This is a genomic window from Streptomyces sp. NPDC059355, from assembly GCF_042752335.1.
Lineage (GTDB): Bacteria > Actinomycetota > Actinomycetes > Streptomycetales > Streptomycetaceae > Streptomyces.
On the sequence record NZ_JBHYXN010000006.1, the window covers coordinates 1 to 21,187 of the forward strand.

The window sequence follows — 21,187 nt, forward strand, 5'->3', positions numbered from 1 at the left end:
GCGGTGATCGACTCCTCCCACGTCAGGGCCGCTCGACGGGGCCCAAAAGCGGTCCCAGCCCGGTCGACCGCGCTCGGCCGGGCAGCAAGCACCACTTGATCGTCGACGGCCGGGGCATCCCGCTTGCCGTGTCGCTGACCGGCGGGAACCGTAACGACGTCACTCAGCTGATACCCCTGCTGAAGAAGATCCCGTCCGTCGCCGGCCTGGTTGGACGGCCACGCAGCCGACCCGACAGCCTCCTCGCAGACCGCGGCTACGACCACGACAAATACCGCCGCCTTGTCTGGGCGCTCGGCATCAAACCCGTGATCGCCCGCCGCGGTGTCCCACACGGATCCGGCCTCGGAATCCACCGCTGGGTTGTCGAGCGGACCATCGCCTGGCTCCATGGCTTCCGCCGACTCCGGATCCGGTGGGAACGACGCGACGACATCCACGAAGCCTTCCTCGGCCTCGCCACCTGCCTCATCACCCACCGACACGTCCAACGCCTTTGTTAGGACCTCTTAGGCTTGGGTTTGTGCCAAATACGAAGAAGGCCAACAAGTCCAACAAGGCGAAGAAGGCCAAGGTCTCCACCAAGACTTCCGCCAAGGCCTCCGCCGCCGCTCGTAACGACGAGAAGGGGCTCGACTTTCCCCGGGCCTGGGTGGAGTTCCCCGATCCCGCCGATGCCGAGCAGGTCTTCCGCTGCGACCTGACCTGGCTGACCTCCCGCTGGACGTGCATCTTCGGCAGCGGCTGCCAGGGCATCCAGGCCGGCCGGGCCGACGACGGCTGCTGCACCCTCGGCGCGCACTTCTCGGACGAGGACGACGAGAAGCGGGTCGCCGAGCACGTGGCGCGGCTGACCCCCGAGCTGTGGCAGTTCCACGACGTCGGCAGCGAGACCGGGTGGACGCAGCTCGACGACGACGGGGAGAAGCAGACCCGCCGCTGGGACGGTGCGTGCATCTTCCTCAACCGGCCCGGCTTCCCGGCCGGGGCGGGCTGCTCGCTGCACATCCTGGCGCTCAAGAGCGGCCAGGAGCCGCTGGAGACCAAGCCCGACGTGTGCTGGCAGCTGCCGATCCGCCGGACCTACGAGTGGATCGACCGGCCCGACGACACCCGCGTGCTCCAGGTGTCGATCGGCGAGTACGACCGGCGCGGCTGGGGTCCGGGCGGCCACGACCTGCACTGGTGGTGCACGTCGGCGACGTCCGCGCACGGCGCCGGCGATCCGGTGTACGTGTCGTACCGCGCCGAGCTGACCGAGCTGATGGGCAAGGAGGGGTACGAGGCCCTCGTGCGGCTGTGCGAGGCACGGCTGTCCTCGCTGCTGCCGATGGCGCCGCACCCCGCGGACCCCGCCGAGCCCGTCACCCCGTAATCCCGCAATCCCGTCACCCCGTCACCCCGTAAGCCTCAGGACGGCCCCGGCCCGCTCGGATCCGCCGACGGGCCAACCGTTCCTCCTGGCGCGCTCGCCGTCGCGGTGGGAGTCGGCGCCGGGGTGGGCGGGGGCGTCGGCGCCGGGGTTTCCGCCGGCTTCGGTGTGGGCGTCGGCGTCGGGCTCGGCGTCGGGTCCGCGGACTCCGGCGGGGGCGGGGGCGCCGGACGGCCGCGGCCCTGGATGGAGATCACCGCGCCGCCCGGCTCCACCCCGATCCGGGCTGACCAGGCGCCCACGGGCTGGGCCGCGGTGTCGACGGTGATCCACACGGTGAACGAGGCGCCGGGATCCAGCGTGCCCGCGGACCGGCTCGCCTTCAGCCACGGCGCGTCGGACCAGAGCTGCCAGTCCACCGGCGCCCCGCCCGACGCGGTGAGCGTGAGCATGGTGGTGCCCCCGTGCGATGAGGCGGCGACGGAGAGCCGCCCGGGGTTCCCCGGCCGGCCGTCGGGGGCGGCGGACTCCCCGGTGCTGATCACCTCGACGGAGACGTCCGAGCCGTCCGGGCCGGCGCCGCCCCGGGCGAAGCCGGGCTCGCCGGTGGTGTGCGCGGTGTTGCCGGCGTTGTCGTACGCGCGCAGCGCGCGGCCGTCCCGGCCCGGGACCGGGAGCTCGGACTCGCTCGCGGAGATGCGGGTGGCGTCCGATCCGACGGGCTCGCCGGTCTCCGGGGCGCCGCGGTAGGCCGCCCACAGCGCCAGGACGGGGGCCGCGACCACGGTGGCCACGACGGTGGTGGTCACGGCCCGGGCCCGCAGCCGGTCGCGGCGGGCCGCGCGGTCCCGGGGGTCCATCGGGAAGCCGGTGCGGTCGAAGCGCGGGCCGGGGCGGCGCCCGCGGCGGCCGCCGGAGCGGACCATGGCCGCGCGGACGGCGGTGCGCGGGGCGGGGACCAGCGGGAGGGCGGCGTCGATGCCGCCGGTGCCGGGCCAGGGGGCCGCGGCGTCGACGCGCTCGGCGACGCGGCGGCAGCGCGGGCAGTCGTCGACGTGGCGGACCAGCTCGGCGCGCAGGGTGGTGGACAGCAGCACCTGCCCGTCGCCGTCGCCGGTGAGCCGGGACACGGAGGGGCAGCCGCCGGTCTCGACGACGGCGAGGGCGGCGCGGGTCCGCTCGACCTCGCAGGCGGCGCCGGCCAGCAGCTCCCGGGCGATGGCGGGGGGCGTGCCGAGCACGGCGGCGAGTTCGGGGACGCCGAGGCGGTGGCGTACGGCGAGTTCGAGGGCCTCGCGCTGCGCGGGCGTGGTCCCGGCGGCCTCGGGCCAGGCGAGCCGGGCCAGTTCGGTGCGCCGGTACGCGCCCACGTCGAGGGTGCCGGAACGGTACGCCTCCGGCGCGTGCTCGGCATCCTTGCGCTCCGGCGTGCGCCGGGCGGAATGCACTCCCAGCCGGGTCCGCCGGTGCTCGGCCAGCCGCCGCAGGCAGGCCCAGCGGGCGAGGGCGTACAGCCAGGCCCGCCGGTCACCCTCGTCGGGACAGCGGCCGGGTTGGCGCTCCGCGACGGCGAGGACGTCGGCGAGGACGTCGGTGGCGGTGTCGTGGTCGCACAGGACCGACAGGCAGTAGGTGAACAGGCCGTCCAGATACGGCTCGTGCCGGAACGGGGGCGGCGGGGTCGGCTGTTCCCGTTCCGGGCTTCCGGGACGTCCGACACCTGCGAGACCTGCGAAGCCTTCGGCACCCTCGGGGTCTTCTGCGAGGCCCTCGGGACGTTCAGGGGGGCCCGCGAGGGGTGTGCGCCCGTGCGCCCGGTGTGCGCCGGTGCGCTGGGCGGGGCTTTCCTGATTGCTGCTGTTCACCCTGGCGAAGGTAGGCCGCACGCCGGTGACGGCCGTGAAGCCTTCAGCTGTTTTAGCCCTTACGGGTGAACAGATCGAACGCGTGCTGACCGCGGCCCTGACGCCGGGTCCGCGGCCGGGCGCCGGGACCCGGCCGCGGACCCGCCCACGTCCCGGCCCGGGACCCGCTGTCACAGGCTCCGGATACCGTGGGCCGCATGGCTGCCCGTACATCTCGTTCATCCGCCAAGGACCGGCCGTCCTACCGCTGCTCCGAGTGCGGCTGGACGACCGCGAAATGGCTCGGTCGGTGCCCCGAGTGCCAGGCGTGGGGCACCGTCGAGGAGATGGGCGGCGCGCCCGCCGTACGGACCACCGCCGCCGGCCGGGTCTCCGCGCCCGCGCTCCCGATCGCGCAGGTCGACGGCCGGACGGCGACCGCCCGCAGCACCGGAGTGGACGAGCTGGACCGGGTCCTCGGCGGCGGGCTCGTACCCGGCGCCGTCGTCCTGCTGGCCGGCGAGCCGGGCGTCGGCAAGTCGACGCTGCTGCTCGACGTCGCGGCGAAGGCGGCGAGCGAAGCGCACCGCACCCTCTACGTCACGGGCGAGGAGTCGGCGAGCCAGGTGCGGCTGCGGGCCGACCGGATCAACGCGCTCAACGACCACCTCTTCCTCGCCGCCGAGACCGATCTGTCCGCCGTACTGGGCCACCTCGACGCCGTACAGCCCTCGCTGCTGATCCTGGACTCCGTACAGACCGTCGCCTCGCCCGAGATCGACGGCGCGCCGGGCGGCATGGCCCAGGTCCGCGAGGTGGCCGGAGCGCTGATCCGCGCTTCCAAGGATCGCGGCATGGCCACCCTGCTGGTCGGGCACGTCACCAAGGACGGGGCGATCGCCGGCCCCCGCCTGCTGGAGCACCTCGTCGACGTGGTCCTCAGCTTCGAGGGCGACCGGCACGCGCGGCTGCGCCTCGTGCGCGGGGTGAAGAACCGGTACGGCGCGACCGACGAGGTCGGCTGCTTCGAACTGCACGACGAGGGGATCACCGGGCTCGCCGACCCGAGCGGGCTGTTCCTGACCCGGCGCGCGGAGGCCGTCCCCGGGACCTGCCTGACGGTGACCCTGGAGGGCAAGCGCCCGCTGGTCGCCGAGGTGCAGGCGCTGACCGTGGACTCGCAGATCCCCTCGCCCCGGCGGACCACCTCGGGCCTGGAGACCTCGCGCGTCTCGATGATGCTGGCCGTGCTGGAGCAGCGCGGCCGGATCACCGCGCTCGGCAAGCGCGACATCTACTCCGCCACCGTGGGCGGGGTGAAGCTGACCGAGCCGGCCGCCGACCTGGCGATCGCGCTCGCGCTGGCATCGGCGGCCAGCGACGTCCCGCTGCCGAAGAACCTCGTGGCGATCGGCGAGGTCGGGCTCGCGGGCGAGGTGCGGCGGGTGACGGGCGTGCAGCGGCGGCTCGCCGAGGCGCACCGGCTCGGCTTCACGCACGCGCTGGTGCCGGGCGATCCGGGGAAGGTCCCGGCCGGGATGAAGGTGATCGAGGTCGCGGACATGGGCGACGCCCTGCGGGTGCTGCCGCGCGGGCGTTCGCGGGCGGCGGCCAAGGAGTAGCCGCTGGTGGCGGGGGTATGAGGGGGCCCGTACGGGGTCCCGCCGGGGCGCACCTGGCCAAGCCACGGCGGGCGCGCAGCGCACGCCGGTAGACTTTGTGCTGGTCCGCCCGGCTGTACGCAGGCGGCGCAACCCGCGACCGGAGGAGTGCAGTGGCAGCCAAGGACGGGGCAGCAGCACCCGGGAAGTCCGGCGCGAGCTCCAAGCACGACGCGCTGATGCGCGCCTCGCTGAGTGCGGTCGCCCCCGGTCAGCCCCTGCGCGACGGCCTGGAGCGGATCGTCCGGGGCAACACCGGCGGCCTGATCGTCCTCGGCATGGACAAGGCCGTCGAGGCGATGTGCACGGGCGGTTTCGTCCTGGACGTGGAGTTCACCGCGACCCGGCTGCGCGAGCTGTGCAAGCTCGACGGGGCACTGATCCTGGACAAGGACCTCACCAAGATCCTGCGGGCCGGCGTCCAGCTGGTGCCGGACGCGTCGATCCCGACGGAGGAGACGGGCACCCGTCACCGCACCGCGGACCGCGTCTCGAAGCAGTGCGGGTTCCCCGTCGTCTCGGTGTCGCAGTCGATGCGGCTGATCGCGCTGTACGTGGACGGGGAGCGGCGGGTCCTGGAGGAGTCCGGGGCGATCCTGTCGCGGGCGAACCAGGCACTGGCCACGCTGGAGCGGTACAAGCTCCGCCTGGACGAGGTCGCCGGCACGCTGTCCGCGCTGGAGATCGAGGACCTGGTCACGGTGCGCGACGTGACGGCGGTCGCGCAGCGGCTGGAAATGGTTCGCCGCATCGCCACGGAAATCGCTGAATACGTGGTGGAGCTGGGCACGGACGGGCGACTGCTGTCACTCCAGCTGGACGAGCTGACGATCGGGATCGAGCAGGAGCGGGAGCTGGTGATCCGGGACTACGTTCCGGAGCCGACGGCGAAGCGCTCGCGCACGGTCGAGGAGGCGCTGCCGGCGCTGGACGCGCTGACGCATCCGGAGCTGCTGGAGCTGGCGATCGTGGCACGGGCGCTGGGGTACACGGGCTCGCCCGAGACCCTGGACTCCGCGGTGTCCCCGCGCGGGTACCGGCTGCTGGCGAAGATTCCGCGGCTGCCGGGGGCCATCATCGAGCGGCTGGTCGAGCACTTCGGCGGCCTGCAGAAGCTGCTGGCCGCGAGCGTCGACGACCTCCAGGCCGTGGACGGTGTCGGCGAAGCCCGTGCGCGCAGCGTCCGCGAGGGCCTCTCCCGCCTCGCGGAGTCCTCGATCCTCGAGCGCTACGTCTGACCCTCTCGGCGCGGCCCTCGCACCGCTCGGCGCCGGGGCGCCTCGCGGGCTCCGGTCCGCTGCGCCGGACTCCGTCCGGCGGTGGCCGGGCGGTGGCGCGCGCCACCGCCGTCCGCTGCGGGGCCGGGCCCCGGCCGGGCTCAGTCCTGCTTCAGGACGAACGAGGTCCGGGCGACCGGCATACCCGGGGACTTGACCTCCACCACGTACGTGTCGGGAGCCGCGGCGCCCGCCGGAGGCGTCTGGCACTGGTCGGGGGCGCTGAACTTCCTGTCCCATTCCAGCGACTGCTTCGTCTCGCCCTGCGCCGGTACGCGGAAGAACGCGTTGCCCGCGCCGGAGGGGCAGTCCGCCGAGGACCAGACCGCCTTGCTGGTGCTGGCCTGAAGGATGGTCAGGACGGCCTGCTTCGGGCCGAGATCGACCTTGCAGGTCGTACCCGACACATTGCGCGCGACCAGTTCGAGGCGGGGCTTCTCGCTCGTCTCGTACTCGTTCTTCACGCTCTTGACCTCCCACTGCAGCCCGCCCGAGGCGCAGGTGGGGAGGGGGGAGTCCGCCGGGACCTGGGGCGCGCTGCCGGCCGTACCGCCGGTGCCGCCGGCACCGGAGCCACCGCCCGAAGCGGAACCCGTCCCCGAAGCGCCGCCCGGATCGCCGTTCTTGCCCGCGCCGCCGCCCGACTCCGCGCGCCCGCCCGGTGCCTGACTGATCGCCGGACCCGTCCCCGCCGGCCCCGGGGTGATGGACGTGACGGGCTTCGGCCCCTTGTCGCCGCCCTTGCCGTTCGTACTCGACCTGCCCCCACCGGAACTGACGGTCCATACGGCGAGCAGTGCGAGGAGCGCGACGACGGACGCCAGCACGGCCCTCCGTCGCCAGTAGATGGAGGAGGGGAGCGGCCCGACCGGATTGCGCATAGATCCCACGGACGGAACTTTACGAGAGTCCTCGGCCCGATCCGCGCCCCACATGCCGCGCAACCGGCTTGTTTTGCCGATGATCATCCTGCGGGCCGACCCCCGACCGTCGAGAACCGGCCAAGAGTCCGGCGCCGGACTTGATCGGCTTTGGGTACGGTCGGTGAGCATGGACTCCTCCGGCCTCTACCGTGACATCACCGATTCCGCCCGTTCCGCACCCGGCTGGGTGCAGTCGGTGTTCGAGGTCTGGACGGAGTACGGGCTGCTGCTCTTCGGCCTGCTCTTCATAGCCGTGTGGTGGCGTGCGCGCACCCAGGCGGGCCCGCGGGCCGTCGCCCTCGCCCTCGCCGTCGCCGCGCCGCTCGCCACCGCCCTCGCCTACGCCGCCTCCGAGCTCGTGAAGTCCGCCGTGGACGAGGAACGGCCCTGCCGGGCGGTCGCCGGGGCCGCCGCCTCCCTCGTCGCCTGCCCGGCCCCCGGCGACTGGTCGTTCCCCAGCAACCACTCCGCCATCGCCGGAGCCGCCGCCGTCGCGCTGGCCCTCGCCGTACGCCGCGTCGGCCGCCTCGCGCTGCTGACCGTCCCGCTCGCGGTGCTGATGGCCTTCTCCCGGGTCTTCGTCGGCGTCCACTACCCCCACGACGTACTGGCCGGCCTGCTGCTCGGCGGGGCCCTCGCCGCGCTGGCCGTCCCCGCCCTGACCGGTCCGATCAGTACGATCACCACCGCCATGCGGGCGAGCGGAGGCCGCGCCGCTGTCTGGTTCACCGGCCCGGGCCCCGCGCGGCGGCCCTGAACGTGCCAGGATGCCGTTGCCATGACTGCATCCACCAGCCCTTCCCCCGAGACGTCCTCCGACGCGTCCCACGCGCTGCACTCCCCGGTCATCGCCTGGTTCGAGGAGCACGCCCGCGACCTGCCCTGGCGCCGCCCCGAGGCCGGCCCCTGGGGGGTCATGGTCAGCGAGTTCATGCTCCAGCAGACCCCCGTCAGCCGGGTCCTGCCCGTGTACGAGCAGTGGCTCGCCCGCTGGCCCCGCCCCGCCGACCTGGCCGCCGAGGCCCCCGGCGAGGCCGTACGGGCCTGGGGGCGGCTCGGCTACCCGCGGCGGGCCCTGCGCCTGCACGGCGCGGCCGTCGCGATAACGGAGCGGCACGCGGGCGACGTACCGCGGGAGCACGCGCAGCTGCTCGCGCTGCCCGGGATCGGCGAGTACACGGCGGCGGCCGTCGCCTCCTTCGCGTACGGGCAGCGGCACGCCGTGCTCGACACCAACGTGCGGCGGGTCTTCGCCCGCACCACGACCGGGGTCGAGTACCCGCCGAACGCCACCACCGCGGCCGAGCGGCGCCTGGCCCGGGCCCTGCTGCCCGAGGACGAGGACACGGCGGCCCGCTGGGCGGCGGCCTCGATGGAGCTCGGCGCCCTGGTGTGCACCGCCAAGTCCCCTGACTGCGCCCGCTGCCCGGTGGCCGGGCTGTGCGCGTGGCGTCTCGCCGGGAAGCCGGCCCACGACGGGCCGCCGCGGCGCGGGCAGACGTACGCGGGGACCGACCGGCAGGTGCGCGGCAAGCTCCTCGCGGTGCTGCGGGACGCGGTCGGGCCCGTTCCGCAGGCCGTGCTCGACACGGTCTGGGACGAACCGGTGCAGCGGGCCCGGTCACTGGACGGACTGGTCTCCGACGGACTGGTCGAACCGCTCGCGGCGGGGCTGTACCGGCTGCCGCAAGGCACCGCCACGAGCACCCCCACGAGCCCCTCCGCGAGCACCCCCGCAAGCTGAGCCGGAGATTCCGTTTATCGAGGCGAAACCCCAGCTCACGGCACTGTTACACAACCTATGGGTGTCCGTGCGCCCACCGAAGGCTGGCTCGCACAGGCCCGTGACAACCCCTCCGTACCTTCGAATCCGTAAGGCGAAGCGCAACGGACGAGCGGTTGCACGGGACGGAGGCGGTCTGAGATGGCGCACGGCGAGGTACTCGGATTCGAGGAGTACGTACGCACTCGGCAGGACGCGCTCCTGCGCAGTGCCCGTCGCCTGGTTCCGGACCCCACGGACGCGCAGGACCTTCTCCAGACCGCCCTGGTGCGCACCTACGGCCGCTGGGACGGCATCGCCGACAAGTCCCTGGCCGACGCCTACATGCGCCGCGTCATGATCAACACCCGTACCGAGTGGTGGCGCGCCCGCAAGCTGGAGGAAGTCCCCACCGAGCAGCTCCCGGACGCCTCGGTCGAGGACGGCACCGACCAGCGCGCCGACCGCGCCCTGCTGATGGACATCCTCAAGGTGCTCGCGCCCAAGCAGCGCAGCGTGGTCGTGCTGCGACACTGGGAGCAGATGAGCACCGAGGAGACCGCCGCCGCGCTCGGCATGTCTGCGGGTACTGTGAAGAGCACCCTGCACCGCGCACTGGCCCGTCTCCGACAGGAACTGGAGAGCCGGGATCTGGACATGCGCGCGCTGGAGCGCGGTGACCACCGCGGTGACCACACCATCCGGTACGAGGGGCGTGAGCGGTGCGCGGCCTGAACGGCCAATCCCTGAGGGGCACAAGTTCGCTGGTACTGATGTCGGCGGGGACGGTCGTCCTCGCCGGCACTGTGCTGTTCGCGGCCGGATGCAGCGCGGGCGGGACCGGCCTGCGCGACGGTGGGCCCGCCCACACCGACCCCGTGTCCAAGACCGGCTCGCCGACGGCCACACCGCCCGACCACGTCCCGGCCACGACCGGCGCGTCGGGCAAGCCCTCGAAGAAGGTCGACCCGGTCGCGCTGCTGAAGGCGGACCCGAAGGTCGGCGCCGACGTCAAGCGGGACCTGAAGCCCTGCACGGGCAAGGAGTACCCGATCGACGTGAGCTACGGGAAGGTCACCGGGAACTCGGCCGTGGACATCGTGGTGAACGTACTGTCCTGCGCCGATGCGCTGGGGCGGGGCTCGTACGTGTACAGGTCGGAGGGCGGGACGTACGAGAATGTGTTCTCGGACGAGCAGCCGCCCGTCTACGCGGAGATCGACCGGGGCGACCTGGTGGTCACCAAGCCGGTGTACGGCAAGAGCGACGCGCTCGCGTACCCGTCCGGCGAGGACGTGATCACGTACCGCTGGGACGGGGAGAAGTTCACCGAGCAGGACCGGGTGCACACCGACTACAGCAACGTCGACGGCGGGGCCCAGCCCGCCCCCGCGGTCACCCAGAAGAACTAGCAGCGAGGCGAGGCTCCCCGCATGGCCGAGACCCATGTCCTGTTCGTGGAGGACGACGACGTCATCCGTGAGGCCACGACCCTGGCGCTGGAACGCGACGGGTTCGTGGTCACCGCCATGCCCGACGGCCTGTCCGGCCTGGAGTCCTTCCGGGCCAACCGCCCGGACATCGCCCTGCTCGACGTGATGGTGCCCGGCATGGACGGCGTGAGCCTGTGCCGCCGGATCCGCGACGAGTCCACCGTCCCGGTGATCATGCTGTCGGCGCGGGCCGACTCCATCGACGTGGTCCTGGGCCTGGAGGCCGGCGCCGACGACTACGTCACCAAGCCGTTCGACGGCTCGGTCCTCGTGGCCCGCATCCGTGCGGTGCTGCGCCGCTTCGGCCACGCCGGCGGCCCGCAGAACGGCCGGCCCGGAGCGAACGACGAGGACGGCTCCGAGGAACGCGGGGTCCTGCTCTTCGGCGACCTGGAGGTCGACACCGAGGGCATGGAGGTGCGCAAGGCCGGCGCCCCGGTGGCGCTGACGCCGACCGAGATGCGGCTGCTGCTGGAATTCTCCTCCGCGCCCGGCACCGTTCTCTCGCGCGACCGCCTGCTGGAGCGGGTGTGGGACTACGACTGGGGCGGCGACACCCGCGTCGTGGACGTCCACGTCCAGCGGCTGCGCACCAAGATCGGGCAGGACCGCATCGAAACGGTCCGAGGATTCGGATACAAGCTCAAGGCTTGACCTGATCCCCCGCCTGACGAGAGGGGATTCCAGCGGTCACCCGCTGGGGTTTCTGCTTCACCGACGACTGCCCGCCCGGAGTTCTCCGTTGAGGTCTTACACCGTCTCCACAGACTGTCACCGCCTGCCCGGCGGCCAGAAGGTTGACTGCGGCATGCTAGTCCCGGCCATGGGGCGTACCGCAGTTCGCGCACGTCCGGCTGCGGACGTGCAGGGGCATGCTCGCGACAAGAACGCCGCAGCGGGAGCACAGCTTCGTACTGGGGAACCACCGGTCGACGGTGACCGGCCGACGCCCGTACCAACCGCACTTGCACTCCGGCATGAACCGCAGCTCCGCCCACGACGCATCGCTGATGGAGCGGGCGAGCCGGCGCTGGGCCTTCACAAGGCGGGCCCGGTCCTGCGACCGGCGAGGATCCAGAGGCTTCCGCATCTTTGCCAGGGTCAGCCGACCATCCCGGAAGACGAAGGCACTACGGGTGCATTCGGCACTGGTACGGCATTTCTTCCGCGACGTGAAGCGCGGGTAATCCGAGCGCCGCTCCCAGAGGGCCACGAGGGCACCCTCCAAGTGCCGCGGTGTCTGCCGGAGCGGGACCGAGGAGACCTCGGACGGAAAAGCCGGCTCCTCCGTGGGGTGGAGGCGGTACTTGAACGCCCGCTTCACCGGGGAGGCCGTCACGGCTCACACGCTGGAGAGCGTTTCCGTAAGTGGACAAGCTCTGCCCTTAGGACTACACAAAGACACGTCACTCGTCTGCGGCCCGGTACCCGGCCATCCCACGCAAGGATTCATTGATGAAGCGGTTCACCCTCCGTACGGGGATCCGCTGGAAGATCACGCTCGCCATCGCCGCCGTCGGTGCGCTCGTCGCCGTGGCACTGAGCCTGGTCGTGCACAGTGCTGCCCGCGTGTCGATGCTGGAGAGCGCCCGCGAAGCCCAGCTCGCCAACGTGAACGTGATCGCCCGCTTCGTCGAGGCCGGGCGCAAGCCGGCCCTGGGGGCGAAGATCAACGACCCCGAACTGCCCGTCGCGCTGCGCGAGAAGGCGCGGTCGGGACGGCGCGGGACGTACGTCCAGGAGTCGGGCGGGGGCGTGCCCCAGGTGTGGGCCGCGGTGCCGCTCGGGAACGGGCAGGTGCTGTCGCTGCACAACGAGTTCAAGGAGAGCGCCAACATGGTGCGCGACCTGGACCGGGCCCTGGTCGTCGGGTCGATCTCCGTCGTGGTCGCGGGCGCCGCGCTCGGCGTGCTCATCGGCGGCCAGATCTCGCGCCGGCTGCGCAAGGCCGCGACCGCGGCGCAGCGGGTGGCGCACGGGGATCCCGACGTACGGGTGCGGGACGCGGTCGGGGGCGTCGTACGGGACGAGACCGACGACCTCGCGCGGGCCGTCGACGCCATGGCGGACGCGCTCCAGCAGCGGCTGGAGGCCGAGCAGCGGGTGACCGCGGACATCGCGCACGAGCTGCGCACCCCGGTGACGGGCCTGCTCACGGCGGCGGAACTACTGCCTCCGGGGCGGCCCACGGAGCTCGTGCGGGACCGGGCGCAGGCGATGCGGGCGCTGGTCGAGGACGTACTGGAGGTGGCCCGGCTGGACAGCGCGTCCGAGCGGGCGGAGCTGCAGGACGTGGCGCTGGGCGAGTTCGTGAGCCGGCGGGTGACCGCGCTGATGCCGGAGGCGACGGTACGGGTGGTGGCGGACGAGATCGTCAGCACCGACCCGCGGCGGCTGGAGCGGATCCTGGGCAACCTCCTGGCGAACGCGGCGCGGTACGGGCAGGCGCCGGTCCAGGTCGACATCGAGGGCCGGGTCGTACGGGTCCGGGACCACGGGCCGGGCTTCCCGGAGGCGCTGCTGCGCGAGGGGCCGAGCCGGTTCCGCACCGGGTCGACGGACCGGGCGGGCGTCGGGCACGGGCTGGGCCTGACCATCGCGGAGGGGCAGGCTCGGGTGCTGGGTGCCCGGCTGACGTTCCGCAACGTGGCGGCCCCGGGCGGGATGGACCGCGAGGGCGCGGCGGCGGGGGCGGTGGCGGTGCTGTGGCTGCCGGAGCACGCGCCGACGGCGACGGGGAGCTTCCCGACCGTCAAGCTGTCGGGGGCGTAGGGATGTTGGAGCGGTCCGGGGCGCGGCGGCCCGGCTGAACCGGTCGCGGAGCGGAGTCGGACCACCACCGGACCCGGACCGGGCCGCACGGATGTGCGGGCCGGTGTCTTAGCATCCCTGGCATGACCGACGGTACGAATCCCCCCAGCAACCCGCAGCCCCACCCCGCCCCCGGGGACGGGGGATACGGGTTCCCGCCGGTCCCGCCGGCCCCCGCGGCCGGCTACGGCTACGGCTACCCGCCCGGTGCGCCGGCACCGGGCGGCGGTGGCGGTTTCGGCCCGGCCCCGCAGCAGTGGGCCCAGGGGCTTCCGGACATGGGCGCGCCGACGCCGCCCGGCGCTCCGGGCGGTCCTGGGTTCCCCGGAGCCCCCGGGCCGTTCACGCCGCGGTCGGACCAGCCGGACTGGGATGCCATGGCGGACCGCTCAGCGGCCGAGAAGCGCAAGAAGCGGCTGTGGATGATCGGCGGCGCGGTGACCGTACTGGCGCTGCTCGCCGGCGGCGGAACGTTCCTGCTCATGGGCGGCGACGACAAGGGCAAGAACGAGGCGGTGGACGACAAGGAGTCCCCGAGCGCGTCGGCCTCGCCCTCCCCCAGCGGGTCGAAGAGCAAGGCGCCGGTCGACAACACCCCGACCGTCAAGGACGACCCGACGCAGATCCGGGACCGCAGCGGAAAGGCCCCGCTGAAGATGGGCCCCGACACCGGGGTCTTCCCGATCGACAAGCGCTTCGAGGTCCGTACGAAGGGCAACGAGAACTCGTACGCCGAGTCCGAGAAGCGCGTGGTGGACACGGCCAAGAGCTTCACCGTCTCGGCCCGCGTCTGGAACCGGGCGCCGAAGGGGCGCCAGATCGCCGTCAGCCAGGGCAACGAGAAGTCCTTCTCGTTCGAGCTGGGCCTGGACCAGGTGAACGGCAAGCCCGCATGGGTCTTCCGCGTCCAGACCGGCGACCAGGGGGCCGAGGCGACCGCCGTGACCGTCACCGGCGAGAGCCCGAAGATGGAGAAGACCTTCTCCATCCTGACCGGAACCTACGACGCCGAACGCAAGCAGATCGCGCTCTACGTCAACGGCAAGAAGACCGGCGAGGCCCCCGTCCCCGGGGTCTTCCAGGCGCAGGGGCCGCTGGAGCTGGCCCGCTCCCGCCACGAGGACAAGTGGACCGCGCCGTGGAACGGTGCGATGGAGAGCGTGCAGACGTACGCCTCGGTGCTGTCGCCCGCCCAGATCGACACCCTCAAGGCGGGCCGGGTCGACGCGAAGACGAAGCCGACGGGCTCCTGGCTCCTCTACTGACCCCGGTCGCGGGACCCGGATCAACGGAACCCGGGTCAACGGAACCCCGGGTCAACGGGACCCCGGCAGGGACCGGAGGGGTCAGACGGTGACGCCGGCGGTGCGCAGGAACGCGACCGGGTTCACGGCCGAGCCGTAGTTCGGGGTGGTCCGGATCTCGAAGTGGAGGTGCGGGCCGCTGGAGTTGCCGGTGTTGCCGGACAGCGCGATCTGCGAGCCCTTGGCGACCTTCTGGCCGATCCGGACCTTGATCTTCGAGAGGTGCGCGTACTGCGAGTACGTGTTGTTCGCGTGCTTGATCACGATGGCGTTGCCGTACGCCGGGCCGTCGCCGCCGCCGTTCGGGCCGGCCTTGACGACGGTGCCGGCGGAGGCGGCCTTGACCTGGGTGCCGACGGGGCAGGCGAAGTCCTGGCCCGAGTGCTTGTGGGACCACATGGTGCCGCCCTTGCCGAAGGTGGCGGAGAGCGTGTAGGTCGACACCGGCTTCTGCCAGGCGACGACGGCCTTGGCAGCCGTGTTGGCGGCGGCCGCGGAGGCCTGGGCCTTCGCCTGGGCCGCGACCAGCGCGGCGGTGCCGGTCAGGGCGGTCTCGGGAGCCGTGTCGGCGAAGGCGGCGGTCGTCCCGGCCCCGAGAGCCAGGGCCGCACCGAGAGCGGTGGCGCCGATGGCGATACGGGTACGACGGGTGCTGTTGCGCTTCGCGGACATAAGGAGACCTCCGGGCCGGGGACAAGGGGGCGCTTCGGGCAAGAAGCCACCCGGCACGCTGGAGAGCGGATGCCGGGCTTGCCCATCCTTGGTAACCCGTGCCCCGCCGTATCCCCAAACCTCCCGATTACTACCGGGGCTCGTAGGGCCGGAGGGTGTGACGCAACCGGTTGACCGCGCCCCCACTGGACCGAGGGCCCGCCCCGACAGGGGCAAAACGGACATCCGATCTACGAGACGTCCTAGTAGGTCCGTTTTGCCCTGTGCGGCTTGTCACCGGCGCGGGACCTCTGCCGCCCGGCTGCCATCGGGGATCGCGGCTCCCCTGACCACGAGGCTCTTCCGAGGGGAGGGGGCGCGCGCGGGCCTGGCGGACCGGCCCGTACGGATCTCCTCGTACGTGTCGCTGCGCGAGAGACGCGCTCTGGAAGCGGTCAGGCCGGGCCCCGGGCCTTCGCACGCGAGCTGCGCTCGGCGGCACCCGGCCCTCTCCTGTCCCGCGACGCCGCGCACTCGGAGCCGAGTGGGGCCCGCGACCGCCGCGGACCGGCGGGAACCGGGTGGCCTGTCCGAGCTGCGCATCGTGGTTCTGGAGGCCGCGGCGCTCGACGAGATGCCGGAAGACCTCCGGCTGCCCGCCCGCCTGCCCGGCCTGCGGCTGCTGAGCGTGCTGCGTAGCCGGGAGCACGCCGATGTGATCGCCGACGGGCTGCGGACCGGCCCGGTCCGGCTGGGATGGCGCCGAGGACGCCAAAGGGGCGGCCCCGGGACCTTTCGGTTCCGGGGCCGCCCCTCGGTACAGCCGGCGCTCGCGCGTTACGCGCCCTTCGACAGGTCCGGGCCGGAGCCCGTGGCCTCGATCGGGGGGAGGTCCGGCAGGGCCGACTTCTCCTCGCCGCGGAAGGTGAACTTGGCCTCTTCGCCGTCACCCTCCTTGCCGACGACCACGATGTGACCGGGACGCAGCTCGCCGAAGAGGATCTTCTCCGACAGGATGTCCTCGATCTCGCGCTGGATGGTCCGGCGCAGCGGCCGGGCACCCAGGATCGGGTCGTAGCCGCGCTTGGCGAGCAGGAGCTTCGCGTCACCGCTCAGCTCGATGCCCATGTCGCGGTCCTTCAGGCGCTCGTCGACCTTGGCGATCATCAGGTCGACGATCTGGATGATGTCTTCCTCGGTGAGCTGGTGGAAGACGACCGTGTCGTCGACACGGTTCAGGAACTCGGGCCGGAAGTGCTGCTTGAGCTCTTCGTTGACCTTCGCCTTCATCCGCTCGTAGCCGGTCTTGGTGTCGCCGACAGCGGCGAAACCGAGGTTGAAGCCCTTCGAGATGTCCCGCGTACCCAGGTTGGTCGTCATGATGATGACCGTGTTCTTGAAGTCCACGACCCGGCCCTGGGAGTCGGTCAGGCGACCGTCCTCCAGGATCTGGAGAAGGGAATTGAAGATATCCGGGTGGGCCTTCTCGACCTCGTCGAAGAGGACGACGGAGAACGGCTTGCGGCGCACCTTCTCGGTGAGCTGGCCGCCCTCTTCGTAGCCCACGTAGCCGGGGGGCGAACCGAAGAGGCGCGAAACCGTGTGCTTCTCGCTGAACTCCGACATGTCGAGGGAGATCAGCGCGTCCTCGTCGCCGAAGAGGAATTCGGCGAGCGTCTTGGAGAGCTCGGTCTTACCGACACCGGACGGGCCGGCGAAGATGAACGAGCCACCCGGGCGCTTCGGGTCCTTCAGACCCGCACGGGTACGGCGGATCGCCTGGGAGAGCGCCTTGATGGCGTCCTTCTGGCCGATGACCCGACGGTGGAGCTCGTCTTCCATGCGGAGCAGTCGCGAGGACTCCTCCTCGGTGAGCTTGAAGACGGGAATGCCGGTCGCGGTCGCGAGGACCTCGGCGATGAGCTCGCCGTCGACCTCGGCGACGACGTCCATGTCGCCGGCCTTCCATTCCTTCTCGCGCTTGGCCTTCGCCGCCAGCAGCTGCTTCTCCTTGTCGCGGAGAGAAGCCGCCTTCTCGAAGTCCTGGGAGTCGATGGCCGACTCCTTGTCGCGGCGCACGCCCGCGATCTTCTCGTCGAACTCGCGGAGGTCCGGCGGCGCGGTCATCCGGCGGATGCGCATCCGGGAGCCGGCCTCGTCGATCAGGTCGATCGCCTTGTCCGGCAGGAAGCGGTCCGAGATGTACCGGTCGGCCAGCGTCGCCGCCTGGACCAGGGCCTCGTCCGTGATGGAGACGCGGTGGTGGGCCTCGTAGCGGTCGCGCAGTCCCTTGAGGATCTCGATCGTGTGGGGGAGGGAAGGCTCCGCCACCTGGATCGGCTGGAAGCGGCGCTCGAGGGCCGCGTCCTTCTCGAGGTGCTTGCGGTACTCGTCCAGCGTCGTGGCACCGATGGTCTGGAGCTCACCACGGGCCAGCATGGGCTTGAGGATGCTGGCGGCGTCGATCGCGCCCTCGGCGGCACCCGCACCCACGAGGGTGTGGAGCTCGTCGATGAACAGGATGATGTCGCCGCGGGTGCGGATCTCCTTGAGCACCTTCTTCAGGCGCTCCTCGAAGTCACCGCGGTAGCGGGAGCCCGCGACCAGGGCGCCGAGGTCCAGGGTGTAGAGGTGCTTGTCCTTGAGGGTCTCGGGCACCTCGCCCTTGACGATCGCCTGGGCCAGGCCCTCGACGACGGCGGTCTTGCCGACGCCGGGCTCGCCGATGAGGACCGGGTTGTTCTTGGTACGGCGGGACAGGACCTGCATGACCCGCTCGATCTCCTTCTCGCGCCCGATGACCGGGTCGAGCTTGGATTCGCGGGCGGCCTGCGTGAGATTGCGGCCGAACTGGTCCAGGACGAGGGAGGTCGAGGGGGTGCCCTCGGCCGGGCCGCCGGCCGTGGCCGACTCCTTGCCTCCGCCGGAGTAGCCGGAGAGCAGCTGGATGACCTGCTGCCGGACTCGGTTGAGATCGGCACCCAGCTTCACCAGGACCTGGGCGGCGACGCCCTCGCCCTCGCGAATGAGGCCGAGCAGGATGTGCTCGGTGCCGATGTAGTTGTGGCCGAGCTGGAGGGCCTCTCGGAGCGAAAGCTCCAGGACCTTCTTCGCCCGCGGGGTGAAGGGGATGTGGCCGGACGGGGCCTGCTGCCCCTGACCGATGATCTCCTCAACCTGCTGGCGAACAGCCTCGAGCGAAATCCCGAGGCTCTCCAGGGCCTTAGCGGCGACACCCTCACCCTCGTGGATCAAGCCCAGGAGGATGTGCTCGGTGCCGATGTAGTTGTGGTTGAGCATCCGGGCTTCTTCCTGAGCCAGGACGACAACCCGCCGCGCGCGGTCGGTGAACCTCTCGAACATCGTTTATCGCTCCTCAGAGCGGTCGGGCAGTTCGGGGTCGGTCCCCGCCCTGTCCTTCCGCATGCTAGTCCCGCGGGGCGGGACAGCTCATTCCAACTGCCGACATCCGTCCGCGATCACCCCCACGTCAGTGGGGAAAACCGGCTTCAACAGCCGACAACTGCTCCAACCCGATGGTGCGAGACGATGTTCCCGCAGGCCAGGCAGATACCCGTCACACGTGTACGCCGATGGCGAACGGAAGCCGCCCAAATCAGCGTGTCGCCCCGATCCACTAGGAATGTCTTACCCGTAAGGACTGACACTCCATGCCGGCGGCACCGGTTCCCTCCGCTACGGGCGAACACGATTGCGTCCCGAATGTGGGGCTGCATCTCGGCGGATGTTTACGTTCCGCATTGAGACCGCCGCGCAGCGTAACTCCCGCGTCCCTCCGGAGTTGCTCCGGTCATGGCCGCCACCGTTCCACCGCCCCGCGTCGCGCCCGAGGATTCAGCCGCGGATCCGCCCCGGGGCGCGTACGCGTCCTGGTACGAGGAGGTGCTCGGCTGGCCCGTCGCCGGCGGACCGCCCGCCCGGCTGGTCACCGGGGTGCTGTTCGACGTGCTGGAGCTGCCGGCCGATGCCGGGGAGCGGCTGCTGCGCGGGCCGGTCGCCACGGGTCCGGTGGCGCTCTCGGGGCTCAGGATGCGCTTCCTGGTGGCCGCGGGGAGCGCGGACGAGCTGGAGGGGCTGCTCGACTGGCTGGAGTGGGGCGGGGTCGCCCTGGACCTCGGCGCGCTGGGCGACGGCGGCCGGATCTCGGCCCCGGTCCCGCCCGGACACCCCCAGGGAAGTCCCCGGAGGGCCGCCGTGTGGCTGCGACCCCCCGAGCAGGGGTGTGAGGCGCTGCTGCCCTCCCTGCCCGGTCCGGGGCAGGGCGCCGGTCCCCGGCACGGTGGTGCCGGTCCCGATCTCGTACGCCTGGTCGCGGCGGCGGCGACGGAATGCCACCGGGCGCGCCTGTGGCGGCGTACGCCCCTGCGAGCCCCTTCCCCCGGCAGCCCGCGGGCACTGGGGGAACGAGAGGCCGAGGGTCAGCCCTTGGCGTTCTCGTAGGCCTCGCGGATCTCCTGCGGAACGCGCCCGCGGTCGTTGACGCTCATCCCCTGGGCCTTGGCCCACGCGCGGATCTCGGCGGTGTCCGGGTTCCCGGACGTCGCGGCCGTACGCGTCTTGGCGCGACCGCCCGAGGCGCGGCCACCGGTGCGGCGGGCGCCCTTGACGTAGTCGGCGAGCGCGGAGCGCAGCTTCTCCGCGTTGGCGGTGGTGAGGTCGATCTCGTAGGTCTTGCCATCCAGAGCGAACGTCACGGTCTCGTCCGCCTCGCCACCGTCGAGGTCGTCGACAAGAAGGACCTGAACCTTCTGTGCCACCGGGATTTCCTTTCATCGAAAAGCAGTACGCGGAAAGGAAACCGCTTTTCCCTGGAAAACACAAACCCCCGGGGAGAGGTTCGAGACCGCAACGCGGCGGGAAACGTGCGCGATTCGGACATAGGCCACAGGTGCGCGGAGCACGGGAAAAGCCGCCGTGATCGTTCAGAGGTGCAGAAGCATCCGACTGTTGCCCAAGGTGTTCGGCTTCACTCGTTCGAGACCGAGGAACTCGGCGACACCCTCGTCATAGGAACGCAGGAGCTCCATGTAGACATCCGTCTCGACCGGGGTCTCCCCGATCTCGACGAAGCCGTGCTTCGCGAAGAAGTCCACTTCGAAGGTCAGGCAGAAAACCTTGGCGACACCGAGGGTCCGCGCGGTGTCCAACAACTGCCGCAGCAGCTGATGGCCGACTCCGGCGCCCTTCAACTCGCGGTCCACCGCGAGAGTGCGGACTTCGGCCAGGTCTTCCCACATGACGTGGAGAGCGCCGCAGCCGACCACCTGGCCGTCCCGGTCCCGTTCCGCGACCCAGAACTCCTGGATGTCCTCGTAAAGAACCACGGGGGCTTTGTCGAGGAGGATCCGCTGCTGCACGTACTGGTCGAGGAGGCGGCGCAGCGCGGGAACATCGCCGGTGCGGGCACGGCGGATCGTCACTGTTTTTGCGTGTTCAGCGGAAAACTCACCCATGCCCGGACGCTATCGCCCGGGCTCGGTCCCACGCCCGGCGGAGTCCCCTTCGGCGGGAGGGGGTTCGGAGGGCGTCGCGGCGGGGGCCGGGGCCGCGGACCCGGCGGGCGGCTCGGCGGCCGACCCGTCGTCGTACCCCACGATGCGGAAGGCGTCGCGCAGGGCGTCGCGCTGTTCCGCGGACATCATGCCGAAGAAGGCCACGAGGGCGGCCGCGGGGTTGTCGCTCGTCGACCAGGCTTCGTTCATCAGTGCGGCCGAGTAGGCGGCGCGGGTGGAGACCGCGGTATATCGATAGGCGCGGCCTTCGGCTTCCCGGCGGACCCAGCCCTTCTGATGGAGATTGTCCATAACCGTCATGACCGTGGTGTACGCGATGGACCGTTCCTGCTGGAGGTCTTCCAGAACTTCACGAACAGTGACCGGGCGGTTCCACTGCCACACCCGCGTCATGACCGCGTCTTCGAGTTCTCCCAAGGGGCGAGGCACAACAGCACGATAGTGCGGAATGTGCGGAATTGCCCGGCTATTCGGAACGCAACGCGCCGCGAGAATGCGGTGGCACCGCGTTACGCGGCAGTTGCCGTGCGCGAGAGCGGTGCTCGGGAAGAGGGA

The 21,187-nt window shown here is 71.7% G+C and carries 18 protein-coding genes and 2 pseudogenes; 12 read left to right on the plus strand and 8 right to left on the minus strand.

Features of this window, described 5'->3' with window-relative positions:
• Positions 1-503, plus strand: a pseudogene (locus ACFXGI_RS07670) (IS5 family transposase); the annotation flags it as partial.
• A gap of 20 nt (positions 504-523) precedes the next feature.
• Entirely contained in the window at positions 524-1,375 is an 852-nt protein-coding gene (locus ACFXGI_RS07675; protein ID WP_384704550.1) for a hypothetical protein, read from the plus strand.
• A 35-nt stretch (positions 1,376-1,410) separates the two neighbouring features.
• On the opposite strand, the gene ACFXGI_RS07680 is transcribed toward ACFXGI_RS07675, so the two are convergent.
• Positions 1,411-3,237: a hypothetical protein gene (locus tag ACFXGI_RS07680; protein ID WP_384704552.1), complete on the minus strand. Its 1,827-nt coding sequence runs from the start codon at positions 3,235-3,237 to the stop codon at positions 1,411-1,413.
• A gap of 197 nt (positions 3,238-3,434) precedes the next feature.
• On the opposite strand from ACFXGI_RS07680, the gene radA reads away from it, so the two are divergent.
• Both radA and disA read left to right on the plus strand, forming a co-directional pair.
• Complete coding sequence (gene radA / locus ACFXGI_RS07685) at positions 3,435-4,838, plus strand: DNA repair protein RadA (protein WP_384704553.1); 1,404 nt, start codon at positions 3,435-3,437, stop codon at positions 4,836-4,838.
• A 152-nt stretch (positions 4,839-4,990) separates the two neighbouring features.
• A complete protein-coding gene (gene disA, locus ACFXGI_RS07690; RefSeq protein ID WP_384704554.1) occupies positions 4,991-6,115 on the plus strand; it encodes a DNA integrity scanning diadenylate cyclase DisA in 1,125 nt (374 codons plus the stop codon).
• 140 nt (positions 6,116-6,255) lie between these two features.
• Here the strand turns inward: disA and ACFXGI_RS07695 are convergent, their stop codons facing one another.
• Positions 6,256-7,035, minus strand: a complete 780-nt coding sequence (locus ACFXGI_RS07695) for a hypothetical protein (RefSeq protein ID WP_384704749.1) — start codon at positions 7,033-7,035, stop codon at positions 6,256-6,258.
• Between the two features lie 169 nt (positions 7,036-7,204).
• On the opposite strand from ACFXGI_RS07695, the gene ACFXGI_RS07700 reads away from it, so the two are divergent.
• From ACFXGI_RS07700 to cseB, 5 genes are all read left to right on the plus strand, one after another.
• Positions 7,205-7,834 (plus strand): phosphatase PAP2 family protein, encoded by a 630-nt coding sequence (locus tag ACFXGI_RS07700; RefSeq protein WP_384704555.1) that lies wholly within the window; start codon positions 7,205-7,207, stop codon positions 7,832-7,834.
• Between the two features lie 21 nt (positions 7,835-7,855).
• On the plus strand, positions 7,856-8,821 hold the full coding sequence (locus tag ACFXGI_RS07705; RefSeq protein ID WP_384704556.1) for an A/G-specific adenine glycosylase: 966 nt from the start codon (positions 7,856-7,858) through the stop codon (positions 8,819-8,821).
• A gap of 180 nt (positions 8,822-9,001) precedes the next feature.
• Positions 9,002-9,574 carry a SigE family RNA polymerase sigma factor gene (locus tag ACFXGI_RS07710; protein WP_229337378.1) on the plus strand — a complete coding sequence of 191 codons (573 nt, stop codon included), beginning with the start codon at positions 9,002-9,004 and terminating at the stop codon, positions 9,572-9,574.
• 38 nt (positions 9,575-9,612) lie between these two features.
• Positions 9,613-10,251: a hypothetical protein gene (locus ACFXGI_RS07715; RefSeq protein ID WP_384704557.1), complete on the plus strand. Its 639-nt coding sequence runs from the start codon at positions 9,613-9,615 to the stop codon at positions 10,249-10,251.
• Between the two features lie 21 nt (positions 10,252-10,272).
• The gene (cseB, locus tag ACFXGI_RS07720; protein ID WP_384704558.1) at positions 10,273-10,986 is read left to right on the plus strand and encodes a two-component system response regulator CseB; all 714 of its coding nucleotides are present in this window, start codon (positions 10,273-10,275) and stop codon (positions 10,984-10,986) included.
• On the opposite strand, the pseudogene ACFXGI_RS07725 reads toward cseB, so the two are convergent.
• Positions 10,976-11,671, minus strand: a pseudogene (locus tag ACFXGI_RS07725) (zinc ribbon domain-containing protein). The gene cseB and the pseudogene ACFXGI_RS07725 sit on opposite strands and share 11 nt — an antisense overlap.
• A 116-nt stretch (positions 11,672-11,787) precedes the next feature.
• Between ACFXGI_RS07725 and cseC the strand changes: the two are divergent.
• The gene (cseC, locus tag ACFXGI_RS07730) at positions 11,788-13,104 is read left to right on the plus strand and encodes a two-component system sensor histidine kinase CseC (RefSeq protein ID WP_384704559.1); all 1,317 of its coding nucleotides are present in this window, start codon (positions 11,788-11,790) and stop codon (positions 13,102-13,104) included.
• Positions 13,105-13,226: 122 nt separating this feature from the next.
• A complete protein-coding gene (locus tag ACFXGI_RS07735) occupies positions 13,227-14,408 on the plus strand; it encodes a LamG-like jellyroll fold domain-containing protein (protein WP_384704560.1) in 1,182 nt (393 codons plus the stop codon).
• An 81-nt stretch (positions 14,409-14,489) separates the two neighbouring features.
• Here the strand turns inward: ACFXGI_RS07735 and ACFXGI_RS07740 are convergent, their stop codons facing one another.
• Both ACFXGI_RS07740 and ACFXGI_RS07745 read right to left on the minus strand, forming a co-directional pair.
• Entirely contained in the window at positions 14,490-15,119 is a 630-nt protein-coding gene (locus tag ACFXGI_RS07740) for a M23 family metallopeptidase (RefSeq protein ID WP_384704561.1), read from the minus strand.
• Positions 15,120-15,935: 816 nt separating this feature from the next.
• Positions 15,936-18,461 (minus strand): ATP-dependent Clp protease ATP-binding subunit, encoded by a 2,526-nt coding sequence (locus ACFXGI_RS07745; RefSeq protein ID WP_384704562.1) that lies wholly within the window; start codon positions 18,459-18,461, stop codon positions 15,936-15,938.
• Between the two features lie 450 nt (positions 18,462-18,911).
• On the opposite strand from ACFXGI_RS07745, the gene ACFXGI_RS07750 reads away from it, so the two are divergent.
• A complete protein-coding gene (locus ACFXGI_RS07750; RefSeq protein ID WP_384704563.1) occupies positions 18,912-19,559 on the plus strand; it encodes an SCO3374 family protein in 648 nt (215 codons plus the stop codon).
• Here the strand turns inward: ACFXGI_RS07750 and ACFXGI_RS07755 are convergent.
• The 3 genes from ACFXGI_RS07755 to ACFXGI_RS07765 form a co-directional block, all read right to left on the minus strand.
• Positions 19,538-19,876 carry an Lsr2 family protein gene (locus ACFXGI_RS07755; RefSeq protein WP_030867899.1) on the minus strand — a complete coding sequence of 113 codons (339 nt, stop codon included), beginning with the start codon at positions 19,874-19,876 and terminating at the stop codon, positions 19,538-19,540. The genes ACFXGI_RS07750 and ACFXGI_RS07755 overlap by 22 nt on opposite strands.
• 165 nt (positions 19,877-20,041) lie before the next feature.
• A complete protein-coding gene (locus tag ACFXGI_RS07760) occupies positions 20,042-20,572 on the minus strand; it encodes an amino-acid N-acetyltransferase (RefSeq protein ID WP_384704564.1) in 531 nt (176 codons plus the stop codon).
• Positions 20,573-20,581: 9 nt separating this feature from the next.
• Complete coding sequence (locus tag ACFXGI_RS07765) at positions 20,582-21,061, minus strand: BlaI/MecI/CopY family transcriptional regulator (RefSeq protein ID WP_384704565.1); 480 nt, start codon at positions 21,059-21,061, stop codon at positions 20,582-20,584.
• Positions 21,062-21,187: the final 126 nt, after the last annotated feature.